Origin of the sequence: Paraburkholderia gardini, assembly GCF_907164545.1 — a bacterium.
In the GTDB taxonomy this organism is placed as follows: Bacteria; Pseudomonadota; Gammaproteobacteria; order Burkholderiales; family Burkholderiaceae; genus Paraburkholderia; species Paraburkholderia gardini.
The window spans coordinates 1-23,228 of the sequence record NZ_CAJQZB010000059.1; the positions used below are offsets into that span (position 1 = coordinate 1).

General features: G+C 62.4%; 21 protein-coding genes and 3 tRNA genes. 21 read left to right on the forward strand and 3 right to left on the reverse strand.

The genetic code is table 11. From position 1 onward, the window contains the following. Nucleotides 1-643, reverse strand: a 643-nt coding sequence (locus tag LPA37_RS26775) for an NAD(P)/FAD-dependent oxidoreductase (protein WP_229014159.1), incomplete at its 3' end; no start/stop codon positions are given. A gap of 186 nt (nucleotides 644-829) precedes the next feature. Between LPA37_RS26775 and LPA37_RS26780 the strand changes: the two genes are divergently transcribed. Further along, entirely contained in the window at nucleotides 830-1,606 is a 777-nt protein-coding gene (locus LPA37_RS26780; RefSeq protein ID WP_229014160.1) for an SDR family oxidoreductase, read from the forward strand. Nucleotides 1,607-1,692: 86 nt separating this feature from the next. After that, complete coding sequence (locus LPA37_RS26785) at nucleotides 1,693-2,124, forward strand: acyl-CoA thioesterase (protein WP_228983479.1); 432 nt, start codon at nucleotides 1,693-1,695, stop codon at nucleotides 2,122-2,124. 85 nt (nucleotides 2,125-2,209) lie between these two features. On the opposite strand, the gene LPA37_RS26790 is transcribed toward LPA37_RS26785, so the two are convergent. After that, nucleotides 2,210-2,755, reverse strand: coding sequence for a PAS and helix-turn-helix domain-containing protein (locus tag LPA37_RS26790; protein WP_229014161.1), 546 nt, complete (start codon nucleotides 2,753-2,755; stop codon nucleotides 2,210-2,212). 218 nt (nucleotides 2,756-2,973) lie between these two features. Between LPA37_RS26790 and LPA37_RS26795 the strand changes: the two genes are divergently transcribed. The 16 genes from LPA37_RS26795 to LPA37_RS26870 all read left to right on the forward strand — a co-directional run bounded on the left by LPA37_RS26795 (nucleotide 2,974) and on the right by LPA37_RS26870 (nucleotide 16,912). Next, a complete protein-coding gene (locus tag LPA37_RS26795; protein WP_229014162.1) occupies nucleotides 2,974-3,678 on the forward strand; it encodes a CoA transferase subunit A in 705 nt (234 codons plus the stop codon). Between the two features lie 2 nt (nucleotides 3,679-3,680). Next, complete coding sequence (locus LPA37_RS26800) at nucleotides 3,681-4,322, forward strand: CoA transferase subunit B (protein ID WP_228983483.1); 642 nt, start codon at nucleotides 3,681-3,683, stop codon at nucleotides 4,320-4,322. 296 nt (nucleotides 4,323-4,618) lie between these two features. Then, on the forward strand, nucleotides 4,619-5,518 hold the full coding sequence (locus LPA37_RS26805) for an alpha/beta fold hydrolase (RefSeq protein ID WP_229014163.1): 900 nt from the start codon (nucleotides 4,619-4,621) through the stop codon (nucleotides 5,516-5,518). A gap of 83 nt (nucleotides 5,519-5,601) precedes the next feature. Beyond that, complete coding sequence (locus tag LPA37_RS26810) at nucleotides 5,602-5,955, forward strand: RidA family protein (protein ID WP_228983485.1); 354 nt, start codon at nucleotides 5,602-5,604, stop codon at nucleotides 5,953-5,955. A gap of 56 nt (nucleotides 5,956-6,011) precedes the next feature. Next, nucleotides 6,012-8,255, forward strand: coding sequence for a RelA/SpoT family protein (locus tag LPA37_RS26815; protein WP_229014164.1), 2,244 nt, complete (start codon nucleotides 6,012-6,014; stop codon nucleotides 8,253-8,255). A 106-nt stretch (nucleotides 8,256-8,361) separates the two neighbouring features. Beyond that, nucleotides 8,362-8,438, forward strand: a tRNA-Val gene (locus tag LPA37_RS26820). A gap of 272 nt (nucleotides 8,439-8,710) precedes the next feature. Then, nucleotides 8,711-10,618, forward strand: coding sequence for a threonine--tRNA ligase (gene thrS / locus LPA37_RS26825; protein WP_229014165.1), 1,908 nt, complete (start codon nucleotides 8,711-8,713; stop codon nucleotides 10,616-10,618). A gap of 49 nt (nucleotides 10,619-10,667) precedes the next feature. Then, nucleotides 10,668-11,192, forward strand: coding sequence for a translation initiation factor IF-3 (gene infC / locus LPA37_RS26830; RefSeq protein WP_228983553.1), 525 nt, complete (start codon nucleotides 10,668-10,670; stop codon nucleotides 11,190-11,192). A 244-nt stretch (nucleotides 11,193-11,436) separates the two neighbouring features. Further along, complete coding sequence (rpmI, locus tag LPA37_RS26835; protein ID WP_090529561.1) at nucleotides 11,437-11,634, forward strand: 50S ribosomal protein L35; 198 nt, start codon at nucleotides 11,437-11,439, stop codon at nucleotides 11,632-11,634. A gap of 29 nt (nucleotides 11,635-11,663) precedes the next feature. Continuing rightward, nucleotides 11,664-12,023 carry a 50S ribosomal protein L20 gene (gene rplT / locus LPA37_RS26840; RefSeq protein ID WP_006052502.1) on the forward strand — a complete coding sequence of 120 codons (360 nt, stop codon included), beginning with the start codon at nucleotides 11,664-11,666 and terminating at the stop codon, nucleotides 12,021-12,023. Between the two features lie 166 nt (nucleotides 12,024-12,189). Beyond that, nucleotides 12,190-13,203, forward strand: a complete 1,014-nt coding sequence (gene pheS, locus LPA37_RS26845) for a phenylalanine--tRNA ligase subunit alpha (protein WP_228983491.1) — start codon at nucleotides 12,190-12,192, stop codon at nucleotides 13,201-13,203. A gap of 122 nt (nucleotides 13,204-13,325) precedes the next feature. Beyond that, the gene (gene pheT / locus LPA37_RS26850; RefSeq protein ID WP_229014166.1) at nucleotides 13,326-15,758 is read left to right on the forward strand and encodes a phenylalanine--tRNA ligase subunit beta; all 2,433 of its coding nucleotides are present in this window, start codon (nucleotides 13,326-13,328) and stop codon (nucleotides 15,756-15,758) included. A gap of 57 nt (nucleotides 15,759-15,815) precedes the next feature. Next, entirely contained in the window at nucleotides 15,816-16,229 is a 414-nt protein-coding gene (locus tag LPA37_RS26855) for an integration host factor subunit alpha (protein WP_228983495.1), read from the forward strand. 43 nt (nucleotides 16,230-16,272) lie between these two features. After that, on the forward strand, nucleotides 16,273-16,677 hold the full coding sequence (locus LPA37_RS26860) for a MerR family transcriptional regulator (RefSeq protein ID WP_228983497.1): 405 nt from the start codon (nucleotides 16,273-16,275) through the stop codon (nucleotides 16,675-16,677). 19 nt (nucleotides 16,678-16,696) lie between these two features. After that, nucleotides 16,697-16,769: transfer RNA gene (locus LPA37_RS26865), tRNA-Pro, on the forward strand. A gap of 66 nt (nucleotides 16,770-16,835) precedes the next feature. Next, a tRNA-Pro gene (locus LPA37_RS26870) sits at nucleotides 16,836-16,912 on the forward strand. 224 nt (nucleotides 16,913-17,136) lie between these two features. Here the strand turns inward: LPA37_RS26870 and LPA37_RS26875 are convergent. Continuing rightward, the gene (locus tag LPA37_RS26875) at nucleotides 17,137-17,643 is read right to left on the reverse strand and encodes a winged helix DNA-binding protein (protein WP_228983499.1); all 507 of its coding nucleotides are present in this window, start codon (nucleotides 17,641-17,643) and stop codon (nucleotides 17,137-17,139) included. A 221-nt stretch (nucleotides 17,644-17,864) separates the two neighbouring features. Here LPA37_RS26875 and LPA37_RS26880 point away from each other — a divergent pair, with 221 nt between their 5' ends. From LPA37_RS26880 to LPA37_RS26890, 3 genes are all read left to right on the forward strand, one after another. Then, complete coding sequence (locus tag LPA37_RS26880) at nucleotides 17,865-20,009, forward strand: hydantoinase/oxoprolinase family protein (protein WP_229014167.1); 2,145 nt, start codon at nucleotides 17,865-17,867, stop codon at nucleotides 20,007-20,009. Next, nucleotides 20,006-21,661, forward strand: a complete 1,656-nt coding sequence (locus LPA37_RS26885; RefSeq protein WP_228983503.1) for a hydantoinase B/oxoprolinase family protein — start codon at nucleotides 20,006-20,008, stop codon at nucleotides 21,659-21,661. Before LPA37_RS26880 ends, LPA37_RS26885 begins: the two co-directional genes overlap by 4 nt. Nucleotides 21,662-21,843: 182 nt before the next feature. After that, a complete protein-coding gene (locus LPA37_RS26890; protein WP_228983505.1) occupies nucleotides 21,844-23,157 on the forward strand; it encodes an MFS transporter in 1,314 nt (437 codons plus the stop codon). Nucleotides 23,158-23,228: the final 71 nt, after the last annotated feature.

Sequence of the window (23,228 nt, forward strand, 5' to 3'; positions counted from 1 at the left end):
CGTCGCGCAGCCTGAACTTGTCGTTCAGCTGGCGCCCCAGGTGCCCGCGCGCGCCTTCGCAGAAGAGCGTGTATTTGGCGTGCAGCTCCATGCCGGGCTGGAAGTTCTCCGTCGGCTCGCCGTCCTTGCCGATGCCCAGATTCCCGGTGGCGACGCCCTTGACCGAGCCGTCGTCGTTATAGAGGATTTCCGCGGCCGGAAAGCCCGGGAAGATCTCGACGCCCAGCGCCTCGGCCTGCTGGCCGAGCCAGCGCGTGACGTTGGCGAGACTCACGACGTAGTTGCCGTGATTCTTGAAGTTATCCGGCAGCGCCCAGTTCGGCACGCGCTTCGAGCCGGCTTCGGTCAGAAAGAGGAAACGGTCCTCGCTCACCTCGACGTCGAGCGGCGCGCCTTTTTCCTTCCAGTCGGGAATCAGTTCGGTGAGGGCGCGCGGATCCATCACCGCGCCCGAGAGAATGTGGGCACCGACCTCCGAGCCTTTCTCCAGCACGCACACGCCCAGCTCGACGCCCGCCTGCTGCGCGCGCTGCTTCAGGCGGATCGCCGCGGACAGCCCCGCGGGCCCGCCGCCGACGATCACCACGTCGTATTCCATCGACTCGCGCGGGCCGTACTGCTCAATGAGACTTGCGGGGGTCATTGATGCTCCTCTTACCGTTAGAATGCTTTTTTCGGGATCGTATTGTCCGGGAAGGACCTGGACGCCGCAACCCAAGCCATCTACATTAGCACGATCGTTCTATTTTTGTGATACGGTTTAACCCTTCTTCGCGGACGCCCGCTTCAGGCAGCCGCCGCATCAACCGAACTGAATAAAGGAACGACAATGGGCCGTTCGATCAATCTGGAAGGCAAGGTCGCGCTGATTACCGGCGCGTCGAGCGGGCTGGGCAAACGCTTCGCGCAGGTGTTGTCGCAGGCAGGCGCGAAAGTCGTGCTGGCAAGCCGCCGCACCGAGCGCCTGAAGGAACTGCGCGCCGAAATCGAGGCTTCCGGTGGAGCGGCGCACGTCGTTTCGCTCGACGTCACCGATTACCAGAGCATCAAGTCGGCGGTCGCGCACGCCGAAACGGAAGCTGGCACCATCGATATTCTCATCAACAACTCGGGCGTTTCGACCACCCAGAAGCTCTCCGAAGTCACGCCGGCCGACTTCGAATACGTGTTCGACACGAATACCCGCGGCGCATTCTTCGTCGCGCAGGAAGTGGCCAAGCGGATGATGATGCGCGGCGGCGGCGGGCAGAAACCGGCGTACCGCATCATCAATATCGCTTCGGTAGCCGGGTTGCGCGTGCTGCCGCAAATCGGTCTGTACTCGATGAGCAAGGCCGCGGTCGTTCATATGACGAAATCGATGGCGCTGGAGTGGGGCCGTCATGGCATCAACGTGAACGCGATCTGTCCGGGCTATATCGACACGGAAATCAATCACCATCACTGGTCGACGGAGCAGGGGCAGAAGCTGGTTTCCATGCTGCCGCGGCATCGCGTCGGCAAGCCAGAAGACCTGGACGGCCTGCTGCTTCTGCTCGCAGCCGACGAATCGCAGTTCATCAACGGCTCGATCATTACCGCCGACGACGGCTTCGGCCTCGCCTGAGCGTTTTTTACAGCGCGCCGGCGAGGTGGCCACGAGCCGCTTCGGCCTGCGCGTGGCAACCTGTTTCAGCCCGCAGAAGAAGTACGATGAGCGAATATCACGCAGTGTTCGAGATGTCCATGCCGATCCGTTGGGGCGATATGGACGCGTTTGGCCATGTGAACAACACGGTCTATTTCCGTTACATGGAGCAGGTGCGCATTTCCTGGTTCGAGCAGCTCGGTATCGCCGGCGGCAATGGCGAGGGGCAGGGGCCCGTCATCGTCAATGCATCGATGGAGTTTCTGAAGCAGCTTCACTATCCCGGCAATGTGATTGGCCGCATGTCGGTCGGCACGCCTGGGCGCAGCAGCTTCGACACCGCTTTCGAACTGACGCGCGCCGACGATCCGGACACCGTCTATGCACGCGGCGCCGCGCGCTGCGTCTGGATCGACTACGCGGCGGGCAAATCCGTGCAGATTCCCGACCTGTTGCGCTCGACGATCGAAAACGCCGCGCTCGTGAAGGCGGCCTGAGCGGTCGGTTGCGCCGTGGGCGCGGCGGGACAGACCGGGAGCCAGCCTCTAACGTCGCCGCCGTGACGCCCGCCGCATCGAAGCCCTAATGTCCGAGCAGCCGTTGTAGCAGTTCGGTGGCGTTCCCGGTGTCGTACTTGCGCATCAGGCGGGACCGGTAGACGTCGACCGTTCGCGAGCTGATATCCAGCGCCCGGCCAATCTGCTTGCTCGTCTTGCCGGTCACCAGCTGCGCGGCGATTTCCCGCTCGCGCGGCGTCAACTCGACCGCGACCCGCCGGGTCGCGCTGAGATCCTCGAACGTCCATACGCCCACCGCATGCGGCTCGGTGCGATCGAGCGAGCGTCCCGTCACGTGACACCAGAACAGCTCTCCGTCCGCGCGCTTCATGATGCGATCGTCGGCGTAGCTGCCCTGCGCGGTCATGATCGGCGGAATGCGCTCGCCGATGCGCTCGAATTCATCCGGCGACGGGTACAGCACCTGAAAAGACTGTCCAATCAGCGATTCGCACGGGCAGCGGAAAATCGACGCGAGCTGGTCGTTACAGTCCTCGATGGTCCGCTCGCGCGAAAGCACGAGCCCGATTGGCGCGAGATGAAAGGCGGTTTGATAATCCAGTGCGGGCATAAGGTGCGCGGGTGAAGCCTGAAGCGGCGGCATACAGTGACAAATACTTATGTACTTTTGCGTATTGTGCCGCATGGTCACGCCATCGTACCCTTTCGAACAGATCAAGAGGCAGCGAAGTCACAGCTGAACCGGACGATGCCACGGCGTCGTCGTATGATTCACTGGTATCGCACCGATCCGGATTCCGGAATTCCAATCGAGGAAGGGACAAACTGATGAACAAGGTCTATCCAGGCGCGGCCGACGCGCTTAAAGACATCGTCAAGGACGGGCAGACATTCGCCGTCGGTGGCTTCGGCCTGTGCGGCATCCCCGAAGCGTTGATCGCCGCGCTGCGCGACACCGGCGTGAAAGGCCTCACGTGTATCAGCAACAATGCGGGCGTCGATGGTTTCGGCCTCGGCCTGCTGCTGCAAACGCGTCAGGTCAAAAAGATGATCTCGTCGTACGTCGGCGAGAACAAGGAATTCGAGCGGCAATTTCTGGCCGGCGAACTCGAACTCGAATTCACGCCGCAAGGCACGCTTGCCGAGAAACTGCGCGCAGGCGGCTCGGGCATTCCGGCGTTCTTCACGAACACGGGCTACGGCACGCTGATCGCCGAGGGCAAGGAAACGCGCCAGTTCGGCGAAAACCACTACGTGCTCGAACATTCGCTGACCGCCGACGTCGCGCTCGTGAAGGCGTGGAAGGCCGACAAATCCGGCAACCTGATCTATCGCCGCACGGCGCGCAACTTCAACCCGATGTGCGCGATGGCCGGCAAGATCACGGTCGTGGAAGTCGAGGAAATCGTGGAAACCGGCGAACTCGATCCGGACGCGATTCATACGCCGGGCATCTTCGTGCAGCGCATCGTGCTGAACGCGCATCCGGAAAAACGCATCGAACAACGCATCGTCCGCGCGAAAGGAGACTGATCATGGCATGGAATCGTGACGAAATGGCCGCGCGCGCGGCGAAGGAATTGCAGGACGGCTTTTACGTGAACCTCGGCATCGGCCTGCCGACGCTGGTGGCGAACCATGTGCCGAAGGGCGTCGAAGTGTGGCTGCAATCGGAAAACGGCCTGCTTGGCATTGGCCCGTCGCCGACCGAAGAGGAAGTGGACGCCGACCTGATCAACGCCGGCAAGCAGACGGTCACGACGCTGCCTGGTTCGTCGATTTTCTCGTCGGCGGATTCGTTCGCGATGATTCGCGGCGGCCACATCAACCTGGCGATTCTCGGCGCGATGCAGATCAGCAAGAAGGGCGATCTGGCCAACTGGATGATCCCGGGCAAGATGATCAAGGGCATGGGCGGTGCGATGGATCTGGTCGCGGGCGTCAAGCGCGTGGTCGTGTTGATGGAGCACGTCGCGAAAGGCGACCAGCACAAGATTCTCGAGGAATGCTCGCTGCCGTTGACGGGCGTGGGCGTCGTCGACCGGATCATTACCGACCTGGGCGTGATCGACGTCACGGAGGACGGCCTGAAGGTGGTCGAACTGGCGTCGGGCGTGAGCGTCGATGAAATCAAGGCGAAGACGGGCGCACCGCTCGATGTGAGCGCGGTGAGCTGACGGGCCCGGTTTCAGGCGCGGTCGTCGAGGCGGCGTCAGTTCGATACGTCTCCCTGTTGATAAAAACGGGCGGAACGCGAGTTTCGCCCGTTTTTATTTGGAGCTTGATGTGAGCCGGCGCGGGGGGCGCGTGGTGCAGGCGTGCCAGGCCGTTCGGCCAGGGCGGCGGCCGGGTCGCAAGCGGTTTACAATCGGTTGCATGTTGAACGGCTTGTCTGATGCAGCATATCAGGCGCGCCGCATTCTCTTCCGGGCTATCCGGAACAGCGGCCACGCTTCGGCCTGGAGACTTATCGATGACGACCGCCACACCTTTCGCGTCACCTCGCCAGCATGACGTGCAGTGCATCAGTCCTGGTGGCCTGCACCGTGTCGCGTACACCGAGTGGGGTGATCCGGCCAATCCGCGCGTGCTGCTGTGCGTGCACGGCCTCACGCGAACGGGGCGCGATTTCGACCGGCTTGCGGCCGCGTTCGCCGATACGTATCGCGTGGTGTGCCCGGACGTGGTGGGCCGGGGGATGTCCTCATGGCTTGCCGACCCCAGCTACTACGGCGTGCCGCAGTACGTCAGCGACATGATCACGCTGATCGCGCGGCTCGATGTGCAATCGGTCGACTGGTTCGGCACGTCGATGGGCGGCCTGATCGGCATGGCGCTGGCCGGCGTGCCGGATTCGCCAATCCGCAGGATGCTGGTCAACGACGTGGGTCCACATGTCGAGCCGGTGGCGCTCTCGCGCATTGGTGATTATCTCGGCAAGCCGGCGCGTTTCGAAACGTTGCAGCAGGGCATCGATTACGCCGCGCTGCTCGCGGCGTCGTTCGGACCGCTCACGCCGGACGAGTGGCGCGAGATCAATACGCCGTTGCTGCACGAACGCGATGGCGCGTGGCAGCTTCGCTACGATCCGCGCATCGCGCAGCCGTTTGCCGCTGCAACGCCAGAAATGACGGCACTCGGTGAAGCCGCGCTGTGGCGTTCGCTGGCGGCGACGGAAGGCCCGGTACTCGTGGTTCGCGGGGAGCTGTCCGATCTGCTGTCGCGTGAAACGGTCGAGAAAATGGTCGGGCAGGGGCGCGCGGTATCGAGCGTCGAAATTCCAGGCGTCGGACATGCACCGGCCTTCCTCGCCGACGACCAGATAGCGATCGCGCGGCGCTTCTTCATCGGCGAAACATCTGGCGCGTCATAATATAGGGTTGCACGGCGCGGTTTGCTGTCCGCGCCGTGCACATGTTCAATCGATTACCCTCAACCCCGATCACAGGATTTTTCATGGCAGTCATTCGTCACCACGTCGGCGCGCGTCTCTCGGAAATCGCCGTGCATAACGGTACCGTCTACCTCGCCGGTCAAATCGCCGAGGACACGAACCACGACATCGCCGGCCAGACGCGCGAAGTGCTGGGCCACATCGACCGCCTGCTCGCCGAAGTGAACAGCGACAAGTCGCATTTGCTGTCCGTGCAGATTTATATCTCGGACATGGCTCACTTCGCCGGCATGAACGCTGTGTGGGATACGTGGGTTGCCGCGGGCGCCACACCGCCGCGCGCAACGGTCGAAGCGAAGCTGGCGAACCCGGCATGCCTCGTCGAGATCGTCGTCGTGGCCGCGCAGCGTAGCTGAGCGAATACGGCAACTGTTTTTCGTCACTCCTGGCTTTTCCGGCGAAGCGCCGCATCATGAATACCGATACTGTCACGACCGTTCCGAATCCCGTGCCGTCTTTTGACGAAGCGATGGCGTTCGTGCGCAAACACGCGGGCGACGTGCGGCTTTCGTCGGGCGAGTTGCTGGCGGATCATGCCGCGGGCACGGCGGCGCTCATGCGCACGCTCAACGTGGATCCGTCCGCGGTGCTCGCGGCGGCGCTGTTCGCGCTGACACCGCATCTGAAGGATCCGGAGCGGCTCATCGCGGAGCGCTTCGGCGACGAGGTCGCGCAACTGGTGAGCGACGTCCGCAAGCTGTTGCGGCTGGGTACGGTGAGCCTGCGCGCCGCGCAGAACGCACTGCCCGATACGGGTCGCGACGCGCAGGCCGCGCGGCGCGCGCAGGTCGAGGCGCTGCGCAAGATGCTGCTCGCGTTCGCGCAGGACATCCGTGTCGTGCTGATCAGGCTCGCGTCGCGCGTGCAGTCGTTGCGGTATTACGCGGCGGCGAAGATCACGCTTTCGCCGGACGTCGCGCGCGAGACACTCGATATCTACGCGCCGCTCGCCAACCGGCTGGGCATCTGGCAACTGAAATGGGAACTCGAGGATCTCGCGTTTCGCTTCGAGGAACCGGAGACCTACAAGCGCATCGCGAAACTGCTCGACGAGAAGCGCGTCGAGCGTGAGGCTTACGTTGCAGAGGCGATCGCGCGTCTGCAACACGAACTGGCGGCCGCGCATATTCGCGCTGAAGTGAGCGGCCGGCCGAAACACATCTATAGCATCTGGCGCAAGATGCGCGGCAAGGAGCTCGATTTCTCGGAGCTGTATGACGTGCGCGCGTTTCGCGTCATCGTGCCGGACATCAAGGATTGCTACACGGTTCTGGGTATCGTGCACAACCTGTGGCAGCCGGTTCCTAAAGAGTTCGACGATTACATCTCGCGTCCGAAGCCGAACGGCTACAAGTCGCTTCACACAGTTGTGATCGGCGACGACGGCCGGGCGTTCGAGGTGCAGATCCGCACGCAGGAGATGCACCAGTTCGCCGAGTACGGCGTCGCGGCGCACTGGCGTTACAAGGAAGCGGGCACGCGCGGCTACGGCGGCCAGTTCAGCGCAAGCGAGAAGTACGACGAGAAGATCGCGTGGCTGCGTCAACTGCTCGCGTGGAAAGACGATGTCTCCGAAGGCGAGCACGATGGCCGGCCCGCGGCCCAGCCCTGGGAGCAGTTGCGCCAGGCGACGCTCGACGACGCCCAGATCTACGTCCTCACGCCGCAGGCGCGCGTGATCCCGTTGCCGCAAGGCGCGACGCCTGTCGACTTTGCGTATCACCTGCATAGCGAACTGGGCCATCGGTGCCGCGGCGCGCGCGTCGATGGCGCGATGGTGCCGCTCAACACGCCGCTGCAGAACGGGCAAACCGTCGAAATCGTATCGGTGAAGGAGGGTGGCCCGTCGCGCGACTGGCTCAATCCGCAGCTAGGCTATCTGCGCAGTTCGCGCGCGCGCCAGAAAGTGCGCGCGTGGTTCAACGCAGTCGATCTGCAGGAGAACATGTCGATCGGCCGGGCGATGGTCGAAAAGACGTTGCAGCGCGAAGGCAAGACCTCCGTCAATCTCGATCAGCTTGCTGCAAAGCTCGGCTTCAAGACGACCGACGAGCTCTTCTGGGTGGTCGGCAAGGAAGAGTTCAGCCTGCGTCTCGTCGAGCAGGCGCTGCACGATGCGCCGCCGCCCGAACCGGTCGTCGAGGCGCCCGAGCAGTTCGAAAAGCGCAGCAGCGGCGCGAGTGTCGCGCAGGGCGCATCGACGGGTGTGCTGGTTGTCGGCGTCGACGCGCTGCTCACGCAGCTCGCGCGTTGTTGCCGTCCGGCGCCGCCTGATGTCATCAGCGGATTCGTCACACGTGGCAAGGGCATGTCGATTCATCGCAGCAATTGCCCGACGTTTCTGCGCATGGCGGAACGTGCGCCGGAACGCGTGCTCGAAACAGCGTGGTCCGCCGATGTGATGGGCGGGCACGGTCGCTCGGTGTATCCGGTCGACCTCACGATCGAGGCGTCGGACCGGCAAGGTTTGCTGCGCGACATCTCCGAAATTTTCGCGCGCGAGAAGATGAACGTGATCGGCGTGAAGACGCAGACGCGGCGTAACGCGGCGTTCATGCAGTTCACCGTCGAGGTGTCGAGCGCCGCGCAGATTCAGCGCGCGTGCGCGTTGCTGGGCGAGGTAACGGGCGTGGTTCGCGCGTCGCGCAAGGGGTGAGAAGTGCGTCGCCTGGACGCATCGATATGCGTCGTCTGGATTTTTAATGTCGACGCATAAAAGTGCTTGCCAAGTTTCGAGGTGCTCCATATAATCTCGTTTCTTCAGGCTCGTAGCTCAGCTGGTTAGAGCACCACCTTGACATGGTGGGGGTCGTTGGTTCGAGTCCAATCGAGCCTACCAACGAAAGGAAACTCTGGTTTGCCGGGGTTTCGTAGCAAGCGGCAACAAGCGCTTCGGCGCAAAAGGCGAATACGGTTATGACACCGCGAACGTTGACCGGAACCACTTCGGATCGGCGCTAGTCGAGGACCACGTTTGCCGTTGCAGTTAGCTGGAAATGTGAATGCGGCCCCTCGAAAGCGGGGCCGCATTTTTTTTCGCTTTTTTGGCGCTTTTTTGGTTTTCTCGCCTGATCGCGGCATGTGCCGAGGGTCGGCCTCACGGAGAACACAATGGTTTCGATACGTCTGCCTGACGGTTCTGTTCGACAGTACGAGCATCCGGTAACGGTGGCTGAAGTCGCGGCGTCGATCGGCGCGGGCCTCGCGAAAGCCGCGCTCGGCGGCAAGGTCGATGGCGAGCTGGTCGACACGTCTTCGCTGATCGATCACGACGCGTCGCTCGCGATCGTCACCGAGAAAGACGCGGACGGCCTCGACATCATTCGTCACTCCACGGCTCACCTGCTCGCGTACGCGGTCAAAGACCTGTATCCGGAAGCGCAGGTGACGATCGGGCCGGTCATCGACAATGGCTTTTACTACGACTTCGCGTACAACCGTCCCTTCACGCCGGAAGATCTCGAGAAGATCGAGAAGCGCATGCAGGAACTCGCGAAGAAAGACGAGCCCGTTACGCGCCGCGTCGTATCGCGCGATGAAGCCGTCGATTACTTCAAGAGCATCGGTGAGAAGTACAAGGCCGAGATCATCGCGTCGATTCCCGCCACCGACGAAATCAAGCTGTATTCGCACGGCGGTTTCACCGACCTGTGCCGCGGCCCGCACGTGCCGTCCACCGGCAAGCTGAAGGTCTTCAAGCTGATGAAGGTCGCGGGTGCTTACTGGCGCGGCGATTCGAAGAACGAACAGTTGCAGCGCATCTACGGTACGGCCTGGACGAAGAAGGAAGACCAGGAAGCGTACCTGCACATGCTCGAAGAGGCCGAGAAGCGCGATCATCGCAAGCTCGGCAAGCAGCTCGATCTTTTCCACATGCAGGACGAGTCGCCGGGCATGGTGTTCTGGCATCCGCGCGGCTGGACGCTGTGGCAGCAGGTCGAGCAGTACATGCGTCGCCGCGTGAACGACGCCGGCTACCTCGAAATCAAGACGCCGATGATCATGGACCGTTCGCTGTGGGAAGCGTCCGGTCACTGGCAGAACTATCGTGAAAACATGTTCACGACGGAATCGGAAAAGCGCGACTACGCGATCAAACCGATGAACTGCCCGGGTCACGTGCAGGTGTTCAATCACGGCCTGCGTTCGTACCGGGATCTGCCGCTGCGTTACGCGGAATTCGGCTCGTGCCATCGCAACGAATCGTCGGGCGCGCTGCATGGCCTGATGCGTGTGCGCGGCTTCGTGCAGGACGACGCGCACATTTTCTGTACCGAAGACCAGTTCATCAGCGAATCGATCGCGTTCAATACGCTCGCGATGAGCGTGTACCACGACTTCGGTTTCGACAACGTCGACATCAAGCTGTCGTTGCGTCCCGACGCGCGCGCCGGCACGGACGAAACCTGGGACCGTGCGGAGCAGGGCCTGCGTGAAGCACTGACCGCGTGCGGCGTGACGTGGGAAGAGCTGCCGGGCGAGGGCGCGTTCTATGGCCCGAAGGTCGAGTACCACATCAAGGACGCGCTCGGCCGCTCGTGGCAGTGCGGCACGCTCCAGCTCGACATGGTGCTGCCGGAGCGTCTCGGCGCCGAGTACGTGGCCGAAGACAACAGCCGTCGCCGGCCGATCATGCTGCACCGGGCGATCGTCGGGTCGATGGAGCGGTTCCTCGGTATTCTGATCGAGCACCATGCTGGTGCAATGCCGTCGTGGCTTGCTCCGATGCAGGTTGTGGTGATGAATATCGCCGAAAGTCAGGCCGAATATGCCCGGTCCATAGCCCAAACGTTGCAAAAACAAGGGGTTAGAGTAGAGGCCGATTTGCGCAACGAGAAGATTAGCTATAAAATACGCGAGCACACGCTGGAAAAGGTCCCGTATCTGCTGGTTGTCGGCGACAAGGAGCGTGATGCACAAACGGTAGCCGTGCGTGCCCGTGGTGGTGTCGATCTGGGAGTGATGCCGGTCGATGCCTTCATTGAGCGTCTGCGACAGGACGTCCAGTCGTTCAAGTAAGCCACCTGGCAGCGCGGCTCGTTTTTTTAATTTTTAGAGGAAACGTAACATCGCTACTGATAAGTCTGCGCATCGCATCAACGGTGAAATTACTGCACCCGAGGTGCGTCTGGTCGGAGTCGAGAACGAACCGCTCGGCATCGTGAAACTCGCTGATGCGTTCCGCCTGTCGGAACAGCAGGACGTGGATCTGGTCGAAATCGCCCCGCAGGCGGTTCCCCCGGTCTGCCGTTTGATGGACTACGGCAAGTTCAAGTACTCGGAAGCAAAGAAGCAACACGAGGCCAAGCTCAAGCAGAAGATCGTCCAGGTCAAGGAAGTCAAATTCCGGCCGGGTACGGATGACGGCGACTACAACGTCAAGCTGCGCAACCTCATTCGCTTCCTCGAAGACGGCGACAAGACGAAAATCACGTTGCGTTTCCGCGGCCGCGAAATGGCGCACCAGGAAATCGGTATGCGCATGCTTGAGCGCCTGCGCACCGACCTCGACGAAGTAGGTGCAGTCGAGCAGATGCCGAAGATGGAAGGGCGCCAGATGATCATGGTGCTGGGCCCGAAAAAGAAGAAGTAAGCAGCGCGCTGCGCATCGTTCGATGCGCAATGTCGATGCTGTTGTGCAGAACAAGCAGTGCCCGTCGATGATCGGCGGAATGGCAGGTTTCGGAAGTGTGCCCGCGTAGCGGGCGCTTTCCTGAAAAGCGGCGGCCAGCAACATCGGTCAGCTGCATACCAAGTGGAGTGGGTTTCGAAGGGCGGGTCAGGGCCATCAGGGCCGACCGCACACCCATATCCATCTAATAATGGAGTTGTTCGTCATGCCTAAGATGAAGACCAAGAAGAGTGCTGCAAAGCGCTTCGTGGTGCGTCCGGGTGGTACCGTCAAACGCGGTCAAGCCTTCAAGCGCCACATTCTTACCAAGAAGTCCACCAAGAACAAGCGTCAACTGCGTGGTTCCACGGCCGTTCATGATTCCAATCTGAACTCCGTGCGCGCGATGCTGCCGTTCGCTTAACCCTTAACTGAAACTCACAGGAGCTAGATATGCCTAGAGTCAAACGTGGGGTTACCGCACGGGCCCGTCACAAGAAGATCATCAAGCTGGCCAAGGGTTACCGCGGCCGTCGCAATAACGTCTATCGCATCGCCAAGCAGGCGGTCATGCGCGCAGGCCAGTACGCCTACCGCGATCGCCGCAACAAGAAGCGTGTGTTCCGTGCATTGTGGATCACGCGTATCAACGCGGCGGTGCGTCAGCACGACATGACGTACAGCGTGTTCATCAACGGCCTGAAGAAGGCTTCGATCGAACTCGACCGCAAGGTGCTGGCCGACATGGCTGTGTTCGACAAGGCCGCTTTTGCTGCGATCGTTCAGCAGGTGAAAGCCGCCGTTGCAGCCTGATTGCGCTAGTTAGCACATCGTACTGCGTGGTTCGTTGCAGCGAAGATCCGGTAGCCTCGGTGACGCTGCAACAGAAACGGGGCTCCTCACCGAGCCCCTTTTTTGTTGGTCGAGCGGTTTTCGCTCGTACCGAACATTGAACACTGACGTTGAAAAGATGGGATCAATGGATCTGGACCAGATTGTCGCCGATGCGCAAAAGGCCTTCGAACAGGCCACCGACACCACCACGCTCGAAAACGAGAAGGCCCGTTTTCTCGGCAAGTCGGGTGCGCTGACCGAGCTGTTGAAGGGCCTTGGCAAGCTCGATCCCGAGACTCGCAAGACTGAAGGCGCGCGCATCAATGCCGTCAAGCAGCAGGTGGAAACCGCGCTGACGGCCCGTCGCCAGGCACTGGCCGACGCATTGCTGAACCAGCGCCTCGCCGCCGAAGCCATCGACGTCACGCTGCCTGGCCGCGGCATCGGAGCAGGCAGCCTGCATCCGGTGATGCGCACATGGGAGCGCGTCGAGCAGATTTTTCACTCCATTGGTTTTGACGTGGCCGACGGCCCCGAGATCGAAACCGACTGGTACAACTTCACTGCGCTGAACAGCCCGGAAAACCATCCGGCGCGTTCGATGCAGGACACTTTCTATATCGACGGCAAGGATGCCGACGGCCGCCAGTTGCTGCTGCGCACGCACACGAGCCCGATGCAGGTTCGTTACGCGCGCACCAACACGCCGCCGATCAAGGTTATCGTGCCGGGCCGCACGTATCGTGTGGATAGCGACGCCACGCATTCACCGATGTTCAATCAGGTCGAAGGACTGTGGATCGACGAGAACATCAGCTTTGCGGACCTGAAGGGCGTCTACACCGACTTCCTCAAGAAATTCTTCGAGCGCGACGACATTCTCGTGCGCTTCCGTCCGTCTTATTTTCCGTTCACGGAACCGTCGGCCGAAATCGACATGATGTTCGAACACGGCAAGAACGCGGGCAAATGGCTGGAAATTTCCGGTTCCGGCCAGGTTCACCCGACGGTCATCCGCAACATGGGTCTCGACCCGGAGCGGTACATCGGCTTCGCATTCGGCAGCGGCCTCGAGCGGCTGACGATGTTGCGTTATGGCGTGCAGGATCTGCGTCTGTTCTTCGAAAACGACCTGCGTTTCCTGCGGCAATTCGCCTGACGCGCGCGACGTGACTCGCGAAGCTGACGGCAGCGTGCCGTCACCGCAAGCTGCACCTTCGGTGGATTCGGCGCGAGCACGCTGCCGGACGTGGACCTAACCTGTTTAGAACGTAAAGAACCATGCTATTCCCTGAATCCTGGCTGAGAAGCTTTGTCGACCCGCGGATGACGACCGACGAGCTGTCGCATGCATTGACGATGGCGGGTCTCGAAGTCGAAGGGCTCACGCCCGCGGCACCGCCGACGTCGAAGATCGTCGTGGGCCGTGTGCTCGAAGTGGTCAAGCACCCGGACGCGGACAAGCTCAACGTCTGTCAGGTCGACGCCGGCACCGGCGCGACGCTCAACATCGTGTGCGGCGCGCCGAACGTGGCGCCCGGCATCAAGGTGCCCGTGGCGCTGGTCGGCGCGCAGCTGCCGCCGGCCGAAGAGGGCGGCGCACCGTTCATGATCAGGCTTTCGAAGCTGCGTGGTGTAGAGAGCCAGGGCATGCTGTGCTCGCCGCGCGAACTGAAGCTGTCGGAAGATCATAGCGGTCTCATGATCCTGCCGGAAGATACGCCGATCGGTCAGGATATCCGCGAGACGCTGAATCTCGACGACACGATCTTCGAAATCAAGCTGACGCCGAACAAGGCCGATTGCCTCTCCGTGTTTGGCGTGGCGCGCGAGACGTCGGCGATTACTGGCGCGCCGCTGCGCCCGCTCGAGATCAAGCCCGTTGCCGTCAAGCTGAACGAAACGCTGCCCGTGAAAATTTCCGCGCCGGATCTGTGCGGCCGTTTCTCGGGCCGCGTGATTCGGGGTGTCAACGCCCGCGCGAAGACGCCGCGCTGGATGGTCGAGCGCCTCGAGCGCTCGGGCCAGCGCAGCATTACCGCGCTCGTCGACATCTCGAACTACGTGATGCTCGAACTGGGTCGCCCGTCGCACGTGTTCGATCTCGACAAGATTCATGGCGGCATCGATGTCCGCTGGGGACGTCGTGGCGAATCGCTCAAACTGCTGAACGGCAATACGGTCGAACTCGACGAAACCGTCGGCGTGATCGCCGATGAGCAGCACGTCGAAAGCCTCGCGGGCATCATGGGCGGCGACAGCACGTCCGTCACGCTCGACACCACCAACATCTATCTCGAAGCCGCGTTCTGGTGGCCGGACAGCATCCGCGGCCGCTCGCGCAAGTACAACTTCTCGACGGACGCGGGTCACCGTTTCGAGCGCGGCGTCGATTACGCGACGACGGTCGAGCACATCGAACGCATCTCGCAGCTGATCCTCGACATCTGCGGCGGCGAAGCCGGCCCGGTCGACGACCAGATCGTCAATGTGCCGCAACGCGCGCCGGTGAAGATGCGCGTCGCGCGCGCGAACCGGATCATCGGCGTGCAGATCGACGCGGACGAAATCGCGCGGATCTTCACGCGTCTCGGCCTCACGTTCGAACGCGAAGGCGATACGTTCGCGGTGATGCCGCCGTCGTATCGCTTCGACATCGAAATCGAGGAAGACCTGATCGAAGAAGTCGCGCGCATTTACGGCTTCGAAAAGATTCCGGCGCGTCCGCCGGTCGCGACCAGCGAGATGCGTCGTACGAACGAAACGCAGCGCTCGATCCACGCGATTCGTCACGCGCTCGCCGCGCGCGACTACGCGGAGACGGTGAATTTCAGCTTCGTCGATGCTGAGTGGGAGCAGGATTTTGCCGGCAACGACAAACCGGTGCGTCTGCTCAATCCGATCGCGAGCCAGCTTTCGGTGATGCGCACGTCATTGTTCGGCAGCCTGATCCACGTGCTGCGTTCGAACCTGAACCGTCGCGCGGATCGCGTTCGCGTGTTCGAAGCCGGCCGCGTGTTTCTGCACGATCCGGCGATCAAGGCGGGCGAACTGGCAATCGAGGGTTTCGCGCAGCCGAAGATGCTGGGCGCGCTCGCTTACGGCCCCGCGCTCGAAGAGCAGTGGGCGGCGCCGTCGCGCGCAGTCGATTTCTTCGATGTGAAGGGCGATCTCGAGGCGCTGTTCGCGCCGGTGGTGCCGAAATTCGTGAAGGCGGAGCATCCGGCGCTGCATCCGGGGCGTAGCGCGCGCGTGGAAATCGACGGCCGGGCAGTGGGCTGGATTGGCGAACTTCATCCGCGCTGGATGCAGAAGTATGATTTATCGCATGCGCCAATTCTGTTTGAAATCGAAGCAGACGCGTTAATTCAGCGCGCGTTGCCGACTCCATCGGAAGTATCGAAGTTTCCGCCGGTCCGGCGTGATATTGCAGTTGTGGTCGATCAGAATATCGAGGCTCAGGCGCTGCTCGACGAGCTGCAAAAGGCCCTTTCGGACGACGCCTGCAAGACCGTTCAGCGGGTTGCGCTTTTCGATGAATTTCGTCCAAAATCAAACACTTCCAGCGGCCTGGCGGTTACCGAGAAAAGCCTTGCGTTCCGTGTGACCTTGCAAGATACTGGCGGGACCCTTCAGGATGAAACGGTCGATCTGGCCATTAAAACCCTGGTGGATCGTCTGGCTCGAGTATATGGCGCACGGTTGCGCGGATAACCTTAAAACAGCTGTTTCCGCATTTACGTTTCTGGTTATCGCGCCATTTTATAGATTATGAACGAAATGAACTCGAGTGATTTCGAAGCCCTTCTTACGGCGCAGCGTAGCGCCATGATTCGCGATATTCCGACATCACCTGTCACTGCACCGGCCGAAACGCCGACGCTCACCAAGGCTGAACTTGCCGAGTTGCTGTTCGACAATGTCGGGCTCAACAAGCGAGAGGCGAAGGACATGGTCGAAGCGTTCTTCGAGGTGATTCGCGATGCGCTGGAGAGTGGCGATAGCGTGAAGCTGTCCGGGTTTGGCAACTTTCAGTTGCGCGACAAACCGCAGCGTCCCGGAAGAAATCCGAAAACGGGTGAGGCGATTCCGATCGCCGCGCGCCGCGTCGTGACGTTTCATGCAAGTCAAAAGCTGAAGGCGCTGGTTGAAAGCGGCGCTGAGGCGAGCTTCGCGCGCTCGTAGTTTTCGCGCGTTCCCTGCGCAACACCACCACGGCTAACTGACGATGACAGCGACGATCGAAAAAGTCGTCTTGCCTCCGATTCCGGCGAAGCGCTACTTCACGATTGGTGAAGTCAGCGAGCTATGCGGCGTGAAACCGCATGTGCTGCGATATTGGGAGCAGGAGTTCACGCAGTTGAGGCCGGTGAAGCGACGCGGTAACCGTCGCTACTATCAGCATCATGAAGTGCTGCTGATTCGCAGGATTCGCGAGTTGCTGTACGAGCAGGGGTTCACGATCAACGGTGCGCGCAACCGTCTCGATTCGCACGGCGGTCACGGTGGCCCTGCCGCGATCGAAGAGGTTGAAGAGCCGGTGGCGGCGAAGCCTGCTGGGACGTCGTCGAACGTCGATGTCGACCAGTTGCGCAAGGAGCTGCTGCATGTGCTCGATGTGCTGAGTCATTGATCGTGTCGACGGAGCAATCCGGCAAGTAGCGCAGCCTGTAGCGTACCTGCATGGGGTGCAGGTGGTCGGAGGTTCAAATCCTCTCGTGCTGTGTGTGCGGTTTGTTGCGCGCCCGCGGTTCTAATCGGGCGGAGGCTCTGTTATACTTTGATGCTGTTCGGGGCGTAGCGCAGCCTGGTAGCGTACCTGCATGGGGTGCAGGTGGTCGGAGGTTCAAATCCTCTCGCCCCGACCAAAGAAATCAAGGCCTTATGGATGCATGTCCATAAGGCCTTTTTCTATTTCTGGCTTCCGTGCCCGAAAAAGATCAGAGCCTCATGTCATAAAGACCGGACGGCTGCCAGCCGCGTTGTTACGTCGCGCGCGATATCCCTGGCTGTGCCAATTACCGTTGCCAGTCGCGGCAACCACACGCGCCACCCGCTACCAGATACCTGCGTTGAACGACCCGAGTCCGGGCTACAGCGAAGAAGCAGCGCGAGCCGCCTGGTCATATAACCCGCTCATCCGCACGAAAAATCGCGCGGCTTCGGACATGGCTGGCTTCATGTCCTCTTCGACAATGCCCAGAAGGCAACGATCGCGCACCTCGCGGTAGTTCGCGATGACCTGTTCGCCGTCTGGCGTGGTCTGATACAACACTTCCTTGCCTACCTTCTGGCCCACCACGAGCCTGGCGGCAAGCAGCTTTTTCAGCGAATAGCTGACGGAATGCGTATCCGCGAGATTCAGTACGAAACAGATGTCGGCGAGCTTCCGGTTGCGTGCCCGATGCGCCACCTGATGCAAAACCACGACGTCCATGAAGGTGAGGTCGCCATGGCCCGCCGCCTTCGTACCGCGTTCCAGCCATTCATTGAACGCGTTCCAGCAAACAATCATCCCAAACTCGAACTCACTCAATCCCTCGTTGCCGGGCGACACGAGATGCGGCGACAGCACGACGGGATGTTTCGCTTCTTTCATCGTTCGACTCCTCGTTTTCCCGGACTTTAGCACTTTTGCGATATTGATACATTGACGAAACGCCGGCGTTTTACTAACGTAACTCCAGCGTAAGACGCATTCGTTCAACCTCGACGTCGGACCCGCTCGTGCGGCGCCCGCGGGATTCGTGTTGCCTGACGTTTTCTGGATCGTCGGTACGTCCACGGTGTGTCGCAACGATTCGCCCCTGGAGAAAGAAGATGCACAACGAAAGAGACATTGCCGGCGCTGTGGTGGCATCAGGCCAGCCGCGCGTCCGGCTGTCGGTGGATATCGGTGGAACGTTCACCGATGTCGTACTGGAAACGGGTGAGCGACGGCTCACGAAGAAAGTGCTGACCACGCCGGAGCAGCCCGAACGCGCAGTGCTCGAAGGCGCCCAGCTCGTCCTCGACGACGCGGGTCTCGTGTTCGCCGACATCGACGTCTTCGTGCACGGCACCACGCTGGCAACGAACGCGGTGCTCGAACGCCGCGGCGCGCGGACGGCGCTGATCGGCACGATGGGCTTTCGCGACATCGTCGAGATCGGCACCGAGGGGCGTTACGACCAGTACGACCTGCAGATCGAGAAACAGGTGCCGCTGGTGCCGCGTGCGCTGCGGCTCACCGTCGAGGAACGCATGAATGCGAAGGGCGACGTGCTGCTGCCGTTGAACGAACGCATGCTGCACCGTCACATCGATTTCCTGCACGCGCAGCGCGTGGAAAGCGTGGCGATCTGCTTCCTGCATGCCTATGCGAACGCGGCGCACGAGCAGCGCGCGCGAGAGATCGTCGCGCGCGCATTGCCCGAACTGTCGATCTCGATTTCGAGCGAGGTCTGCCCGGAGATCCGCGAATACGAACGCACCTCGACCACGCTGACGAACGCGTATGTCAAGCCGCTGATGTCGGCCTATCTGGGGCGCATGCGCACGTCGCTCGATGCCGTCGGCTTTCGCGGACCGCTGTACCTGGTGACGTCGAACGGCGGTTTGACGTCGGTGGAAACCGCGTGCCAGTTCCCCGTGCGGCTGGTCGAATCGGGGCCGGCCGGTGGCGCGATCTTCGCCGCCGATGTCGCGCGTATCGCCGGTGAGCGCAAGGTGCTCGCGTTCGACATGGGCGGCACGACCGCCAAGGTCTGTCTGATCGACGAGTTCAATCCGGATCACGACCGCGTCTATGAAGTCGACCGCGCGGCGCGTTTCCAGAAAGGCAGCGGCTTGCCGTTGCGCATCCCCGTGATCGATCTGGTCGAGATTGGTGCGGGCGGCGGCTCGATCGCCCGCATCGATGCGCTGAAGAACATCGTGGTCGGTCCGCAGAGCGCAGGTTCGGTGCCGGGCCCCGCATGCTATGGCCGGGGCGGTACCCAGCCCACCGTCACCGATGCCGACGTGGTACTCGGACTGATCGATCCGGCCGCGTTTGCGGGCGGATCGGTGCATCTCGACGTCGAGGCGTCGCGCGCGGCGCTGCAGTCGGAGATAGCCGGAGCCGCGGGAATGACGCCGGAACTGGCTGCATTCGCTGTCTACGAGATGGTGTGCGAGAGCATGGCGAGCGCGGCGCGCGCGCACGCGATCGAGAAGGGCAAGGGCTTCGCCGATCGCACACTGATTGCGTTTGGCGGCGCGGCACCGCTGCACGTCGCGCGGGTCGCCGAAAAGATCGGCGCGAGCCGCGTGCTGGTTCCGCCGGGTGCGGGCGTCGGCTCAGCGGTGGGATTCCTGCGCGCGCCGGTTGCCTACGAGATCGTGCGCAGCTATCACGTGCGCCTCGACAGCTTCGATGCCGGTGCGGTCGGGACGATGCTCGGCGCGATGGAAACGGAAGCGCGTGCCGTGGTCCGCGAGGGCGCAGCCGGCGCGCCGATGCAGGTGCGCCGCGTCGCGTTCATGCGGTACGTCGGGCAAGGGCACGAGATCGCCGTCGATACGCCCAGCGGCGACGATCCGGCGGCCTGTGCCCAGATCCTCGGCGAGCGTTTCGCCACTGCGTACACGCGACTTTTCAACCGCACCATTCCCGGCGCGCCGGTCGAGATCCTCAGCTGGTCGGTGAACGTCAGCGCACACAGCGGTGCGGCGTGCGCCAGTGTCCGCGCACCGGATTGCCCGGCTGCGGCGGTGGCTGAAGGCGAACGCGAATATTTCGACGGACACAGCGGCGCGCGCATACCGGTGCCGGTGTACCGGCGCGAAACGCTGGGGCGCGATGCGCGCGTGAGCGGGCCCGCGCTGATCGTCGAGCGCGAAACCACTACTTTCGTGACGGCCACCTTCGATGCCGAAATCGATCGCCACGGCAACATCGTTCTGCAACGCAAGCAGCAACAGCAATCCGGAGACCGCACATGAACACGTACGACCCGCTGCAAACCATCGAATTGCAGACCATGTGGCATCGCCTGATCGCGATTGTCGAGGAACAGGCGCAAACGTTGTTGCGCACGGCGTTTAGTCCGATCGTCCGGGAGTGCGGAGATCTGTCGGCCGGCGTATTCGACACGCAGGGACGCATGCTCGCGCAGGCGGTGACCGGCGCACCGGGTCACGTCAACACGATGGCCGAATCGGTGCAGCACTTCCTGCGCCGCTATCCCCTCGGCACGATGCGGCCCGGCGACGTATTCCTGACCAATGATCCCTGGATGGGCACCGGGCACCTGAACGACTTCGTCATGGTGACCCCGTGCTTCCGCGAGGGGGAGGCGGTGGCGCTTTTCTGCGCGACGAGCCACATCATGGATATCGGTGGCCTCGGCTTCGGTCCGGATGCGCTGGACGTCTACATGGAAGGCCTGTATATCCCGCCGCTCAGGCTGTTCGACGGCGGCGAACTGAACAGCACGCTGATGGAGATGATCTGCGGCAATACGCGCCAGCCGATGGAGACCGAGGGCGACACATACGCGCTTGCCGCGTGCAATGCAGTGGGTGCAAAGCGGCTCGTCGAAATGATGGATGAGTTTGGCCTGGCGTCGCTGGACGCGCCCGGGCAGTTCATCCTGGAGCGCTCGCGCGAGGCCATGCTCGAACAGGTCCGCAAGCTGCCGAAAGGCACGTGGCACAACGTGATGACCGTCGACGGCTATGGTTCGCCGATCGAGATTCATGCCGCGCTGACGGTTTCCGATCACGGCATTCATGTGGATTACGAGGGCAGCTCGGCGCAGTCGGCGCGCGGAATCAATGTGCCGGTCAGCTATGCCACCGCCTATTCGCTGTTTGGTCTGGCATGCGCGGTATCCGGCAGCATTCCCAACAATTCCGGTTCGCTGTCGGTATTCACGGTGGCGGCGCCGCCCGGCAGCATCCTCAATGCCGCGCGGCCGGCCCCCGTGTCGACCCGCCACGTGCTTGGACAAATGCTGCCTGACGTGGTGTTCGGCTGCCTGCGCCAGATCATGCCCGGGCGTGTGCCGGCCGAAGGCACGGCAGCCGTGTGGCTGATCACGCTGCGTGGCGAAACGCCGGACGTCGCCGCAGGCACATACGGCTTCACGCTCGGCTTCACCAGCAACGGCGGCACCGGCGCACGCGAAGCGCGCGACGGTCTCTCGGCGACTGCATTTCCGACGAGCCTCGCCTGCACGCCTGTGGAGATCGCCGAAACACAGACGCCGCTCGTGTTCTGGCGCAAGGAGCTGCGCGAAGGCTCAGGCGGAGCGGGCAGGACGCGCGGCGGACTGGGGCAGATCATCGAAATCGAGTCCGCGTGCGAGAAACGCTTCGAGATCCTCGCGTCGTTCGACCGGATCGATTTCCCGCCACGCGGCCACGACGGCGGCCACGACGGCGCGGCGGGATTCGTCGGCCTGCGCTCCGGCGAGCGGCTGAAGGGTAAGGGCGCGCAAAGCGTGGCCGCGGGCGAACGGCTCGTCATCATGACGCCGGGCGGCGCGGGCCGCGGCGATCCGCGCGAACGGGACCCTCTGCACGTGCGTTTCGATGTCGCCAGCGGGCTGGTGTCGTCGCGCGATTCGGAAGCGATATACGGCACAACCTGAGCAGCCTGGGCTGGCGGCACGGCGCGGCGCCTATGCGCGAGGCGCACAGCGCCACCAGACGGGAGCAAAAGGCAGTGCACGCAGCTTTATTGATATGTCATCCTGAACGAGAGGGTTGGGAAATGAGAAACGACAGAGAAGTAGCGAAACCTGATGCGGGCGCCCGGCTGGAACGGTTGCCGATGAGCCGTTACCAATATCTGCTATTCGCGGTCGTGGCGACCGCGTTCCTGTTCGACACGGCGGATACCGCGGCGCTCGCCTACATGCTCGGCACGATCAAGGCGGAACTCGGGCTGAGCGTGGCCGAGGCCGGCGTGCTCGCCAGCGCGAGTCTGCTTGGCATGTTTTTCGGTGCCGGCATTGCGGGCATTCTGGCCGACCGCTTTGGCCGCAAGCCGATCTTCCAGTTCAGCATGCTGCTGTGGGGGCTGGGCAGCCTGTTGTGCGGTCTGTCGACGACCTATACCGGCTTGCTCAATGCGCGGCTCCTGCTCGGTGTCGGCATGGGCATGGAACTGCCCATCGCGCTCGCGCTGATCGCCGAGTATCTGCCGACCCATCTGCGCGGCCGCTTCACCGCGATTCTCGAAGGTTTCCTGCCGGTCGGCTTCATCGGGGTCGGGATTCTGGTCTATTTCCTGATGCCGCTCGTGGGCTGGCGGGGCGTGTTCCTGGTGCTCGCCGTGCCCGCGCTCTTCCTGTTCGTGGTCCGCCGCATGGTGCCGGAATCGCCGCGCTGGCTGGAAGCGGCTGGACGCCTCGACGAGGCGGAAGACGTGATGGCGCTCATCGAATCGAAGGTGATGCGCGCAGCGGGCCTGCTCAGGCTGCCGGAGCCGGTGATCGGCGTCGTGACGCTGGAGGCGGACACGCGGCACCGGTGGCTGTCGGCGCTCGGCGATCTCTGGCATCCCGATTACCGCCAGCGCACGCTGATGCTGTGGATCGTCTGGTTCCTGACGCTACTCGGGTTCTACGGTCTTACGTCGTGGCTCGCTTCGCTGTTGCAGCAGGCGGGCTATGCGGCGACGAAATCGATCTTCTATACGGTGCTTATCTCGTGTGCCGGGATTCCCGGTTTCATGGCGGCGGCATACGCGCTCGAACGCTGGGGTCGCAAACCGACCGCGATAGCCTATCTCCTCGGCAGCGCGGCAGGGGCGTTCGTGTACGGCCAATGCATCAGCCATCGCGCGGATCTCGCGCTCCTGATCGCCGCGGGACTGGCGATGCAGTTTTTCGTTTTCGGCATGTGGTCGGTCATCTATGCGTACACGCCGGAACTGTACCCGACGCGATCGCGCGGAACCGGATCGAGCATGGCGTCGGCGATCGGGCGGATCGGTTCGATCATCGGCCCGTCCGGCATCGCGTTGATGCTGCCGCTGACGGGCCCATCAGGCGCCTTCGCGATCGGCGCAGGCTGCTTCGCGCTGGCGGCCGGCACGATTGCGCTGCTCGGCCCGGAGACGAGAGGCGTGACGTTGAACTGAGCGAAGAGGCGCGGGGCCGGCAAGAAAGGCAACCGCCGCCGCCCCACCCGGGGATTGGCGGGCCGGGTTGG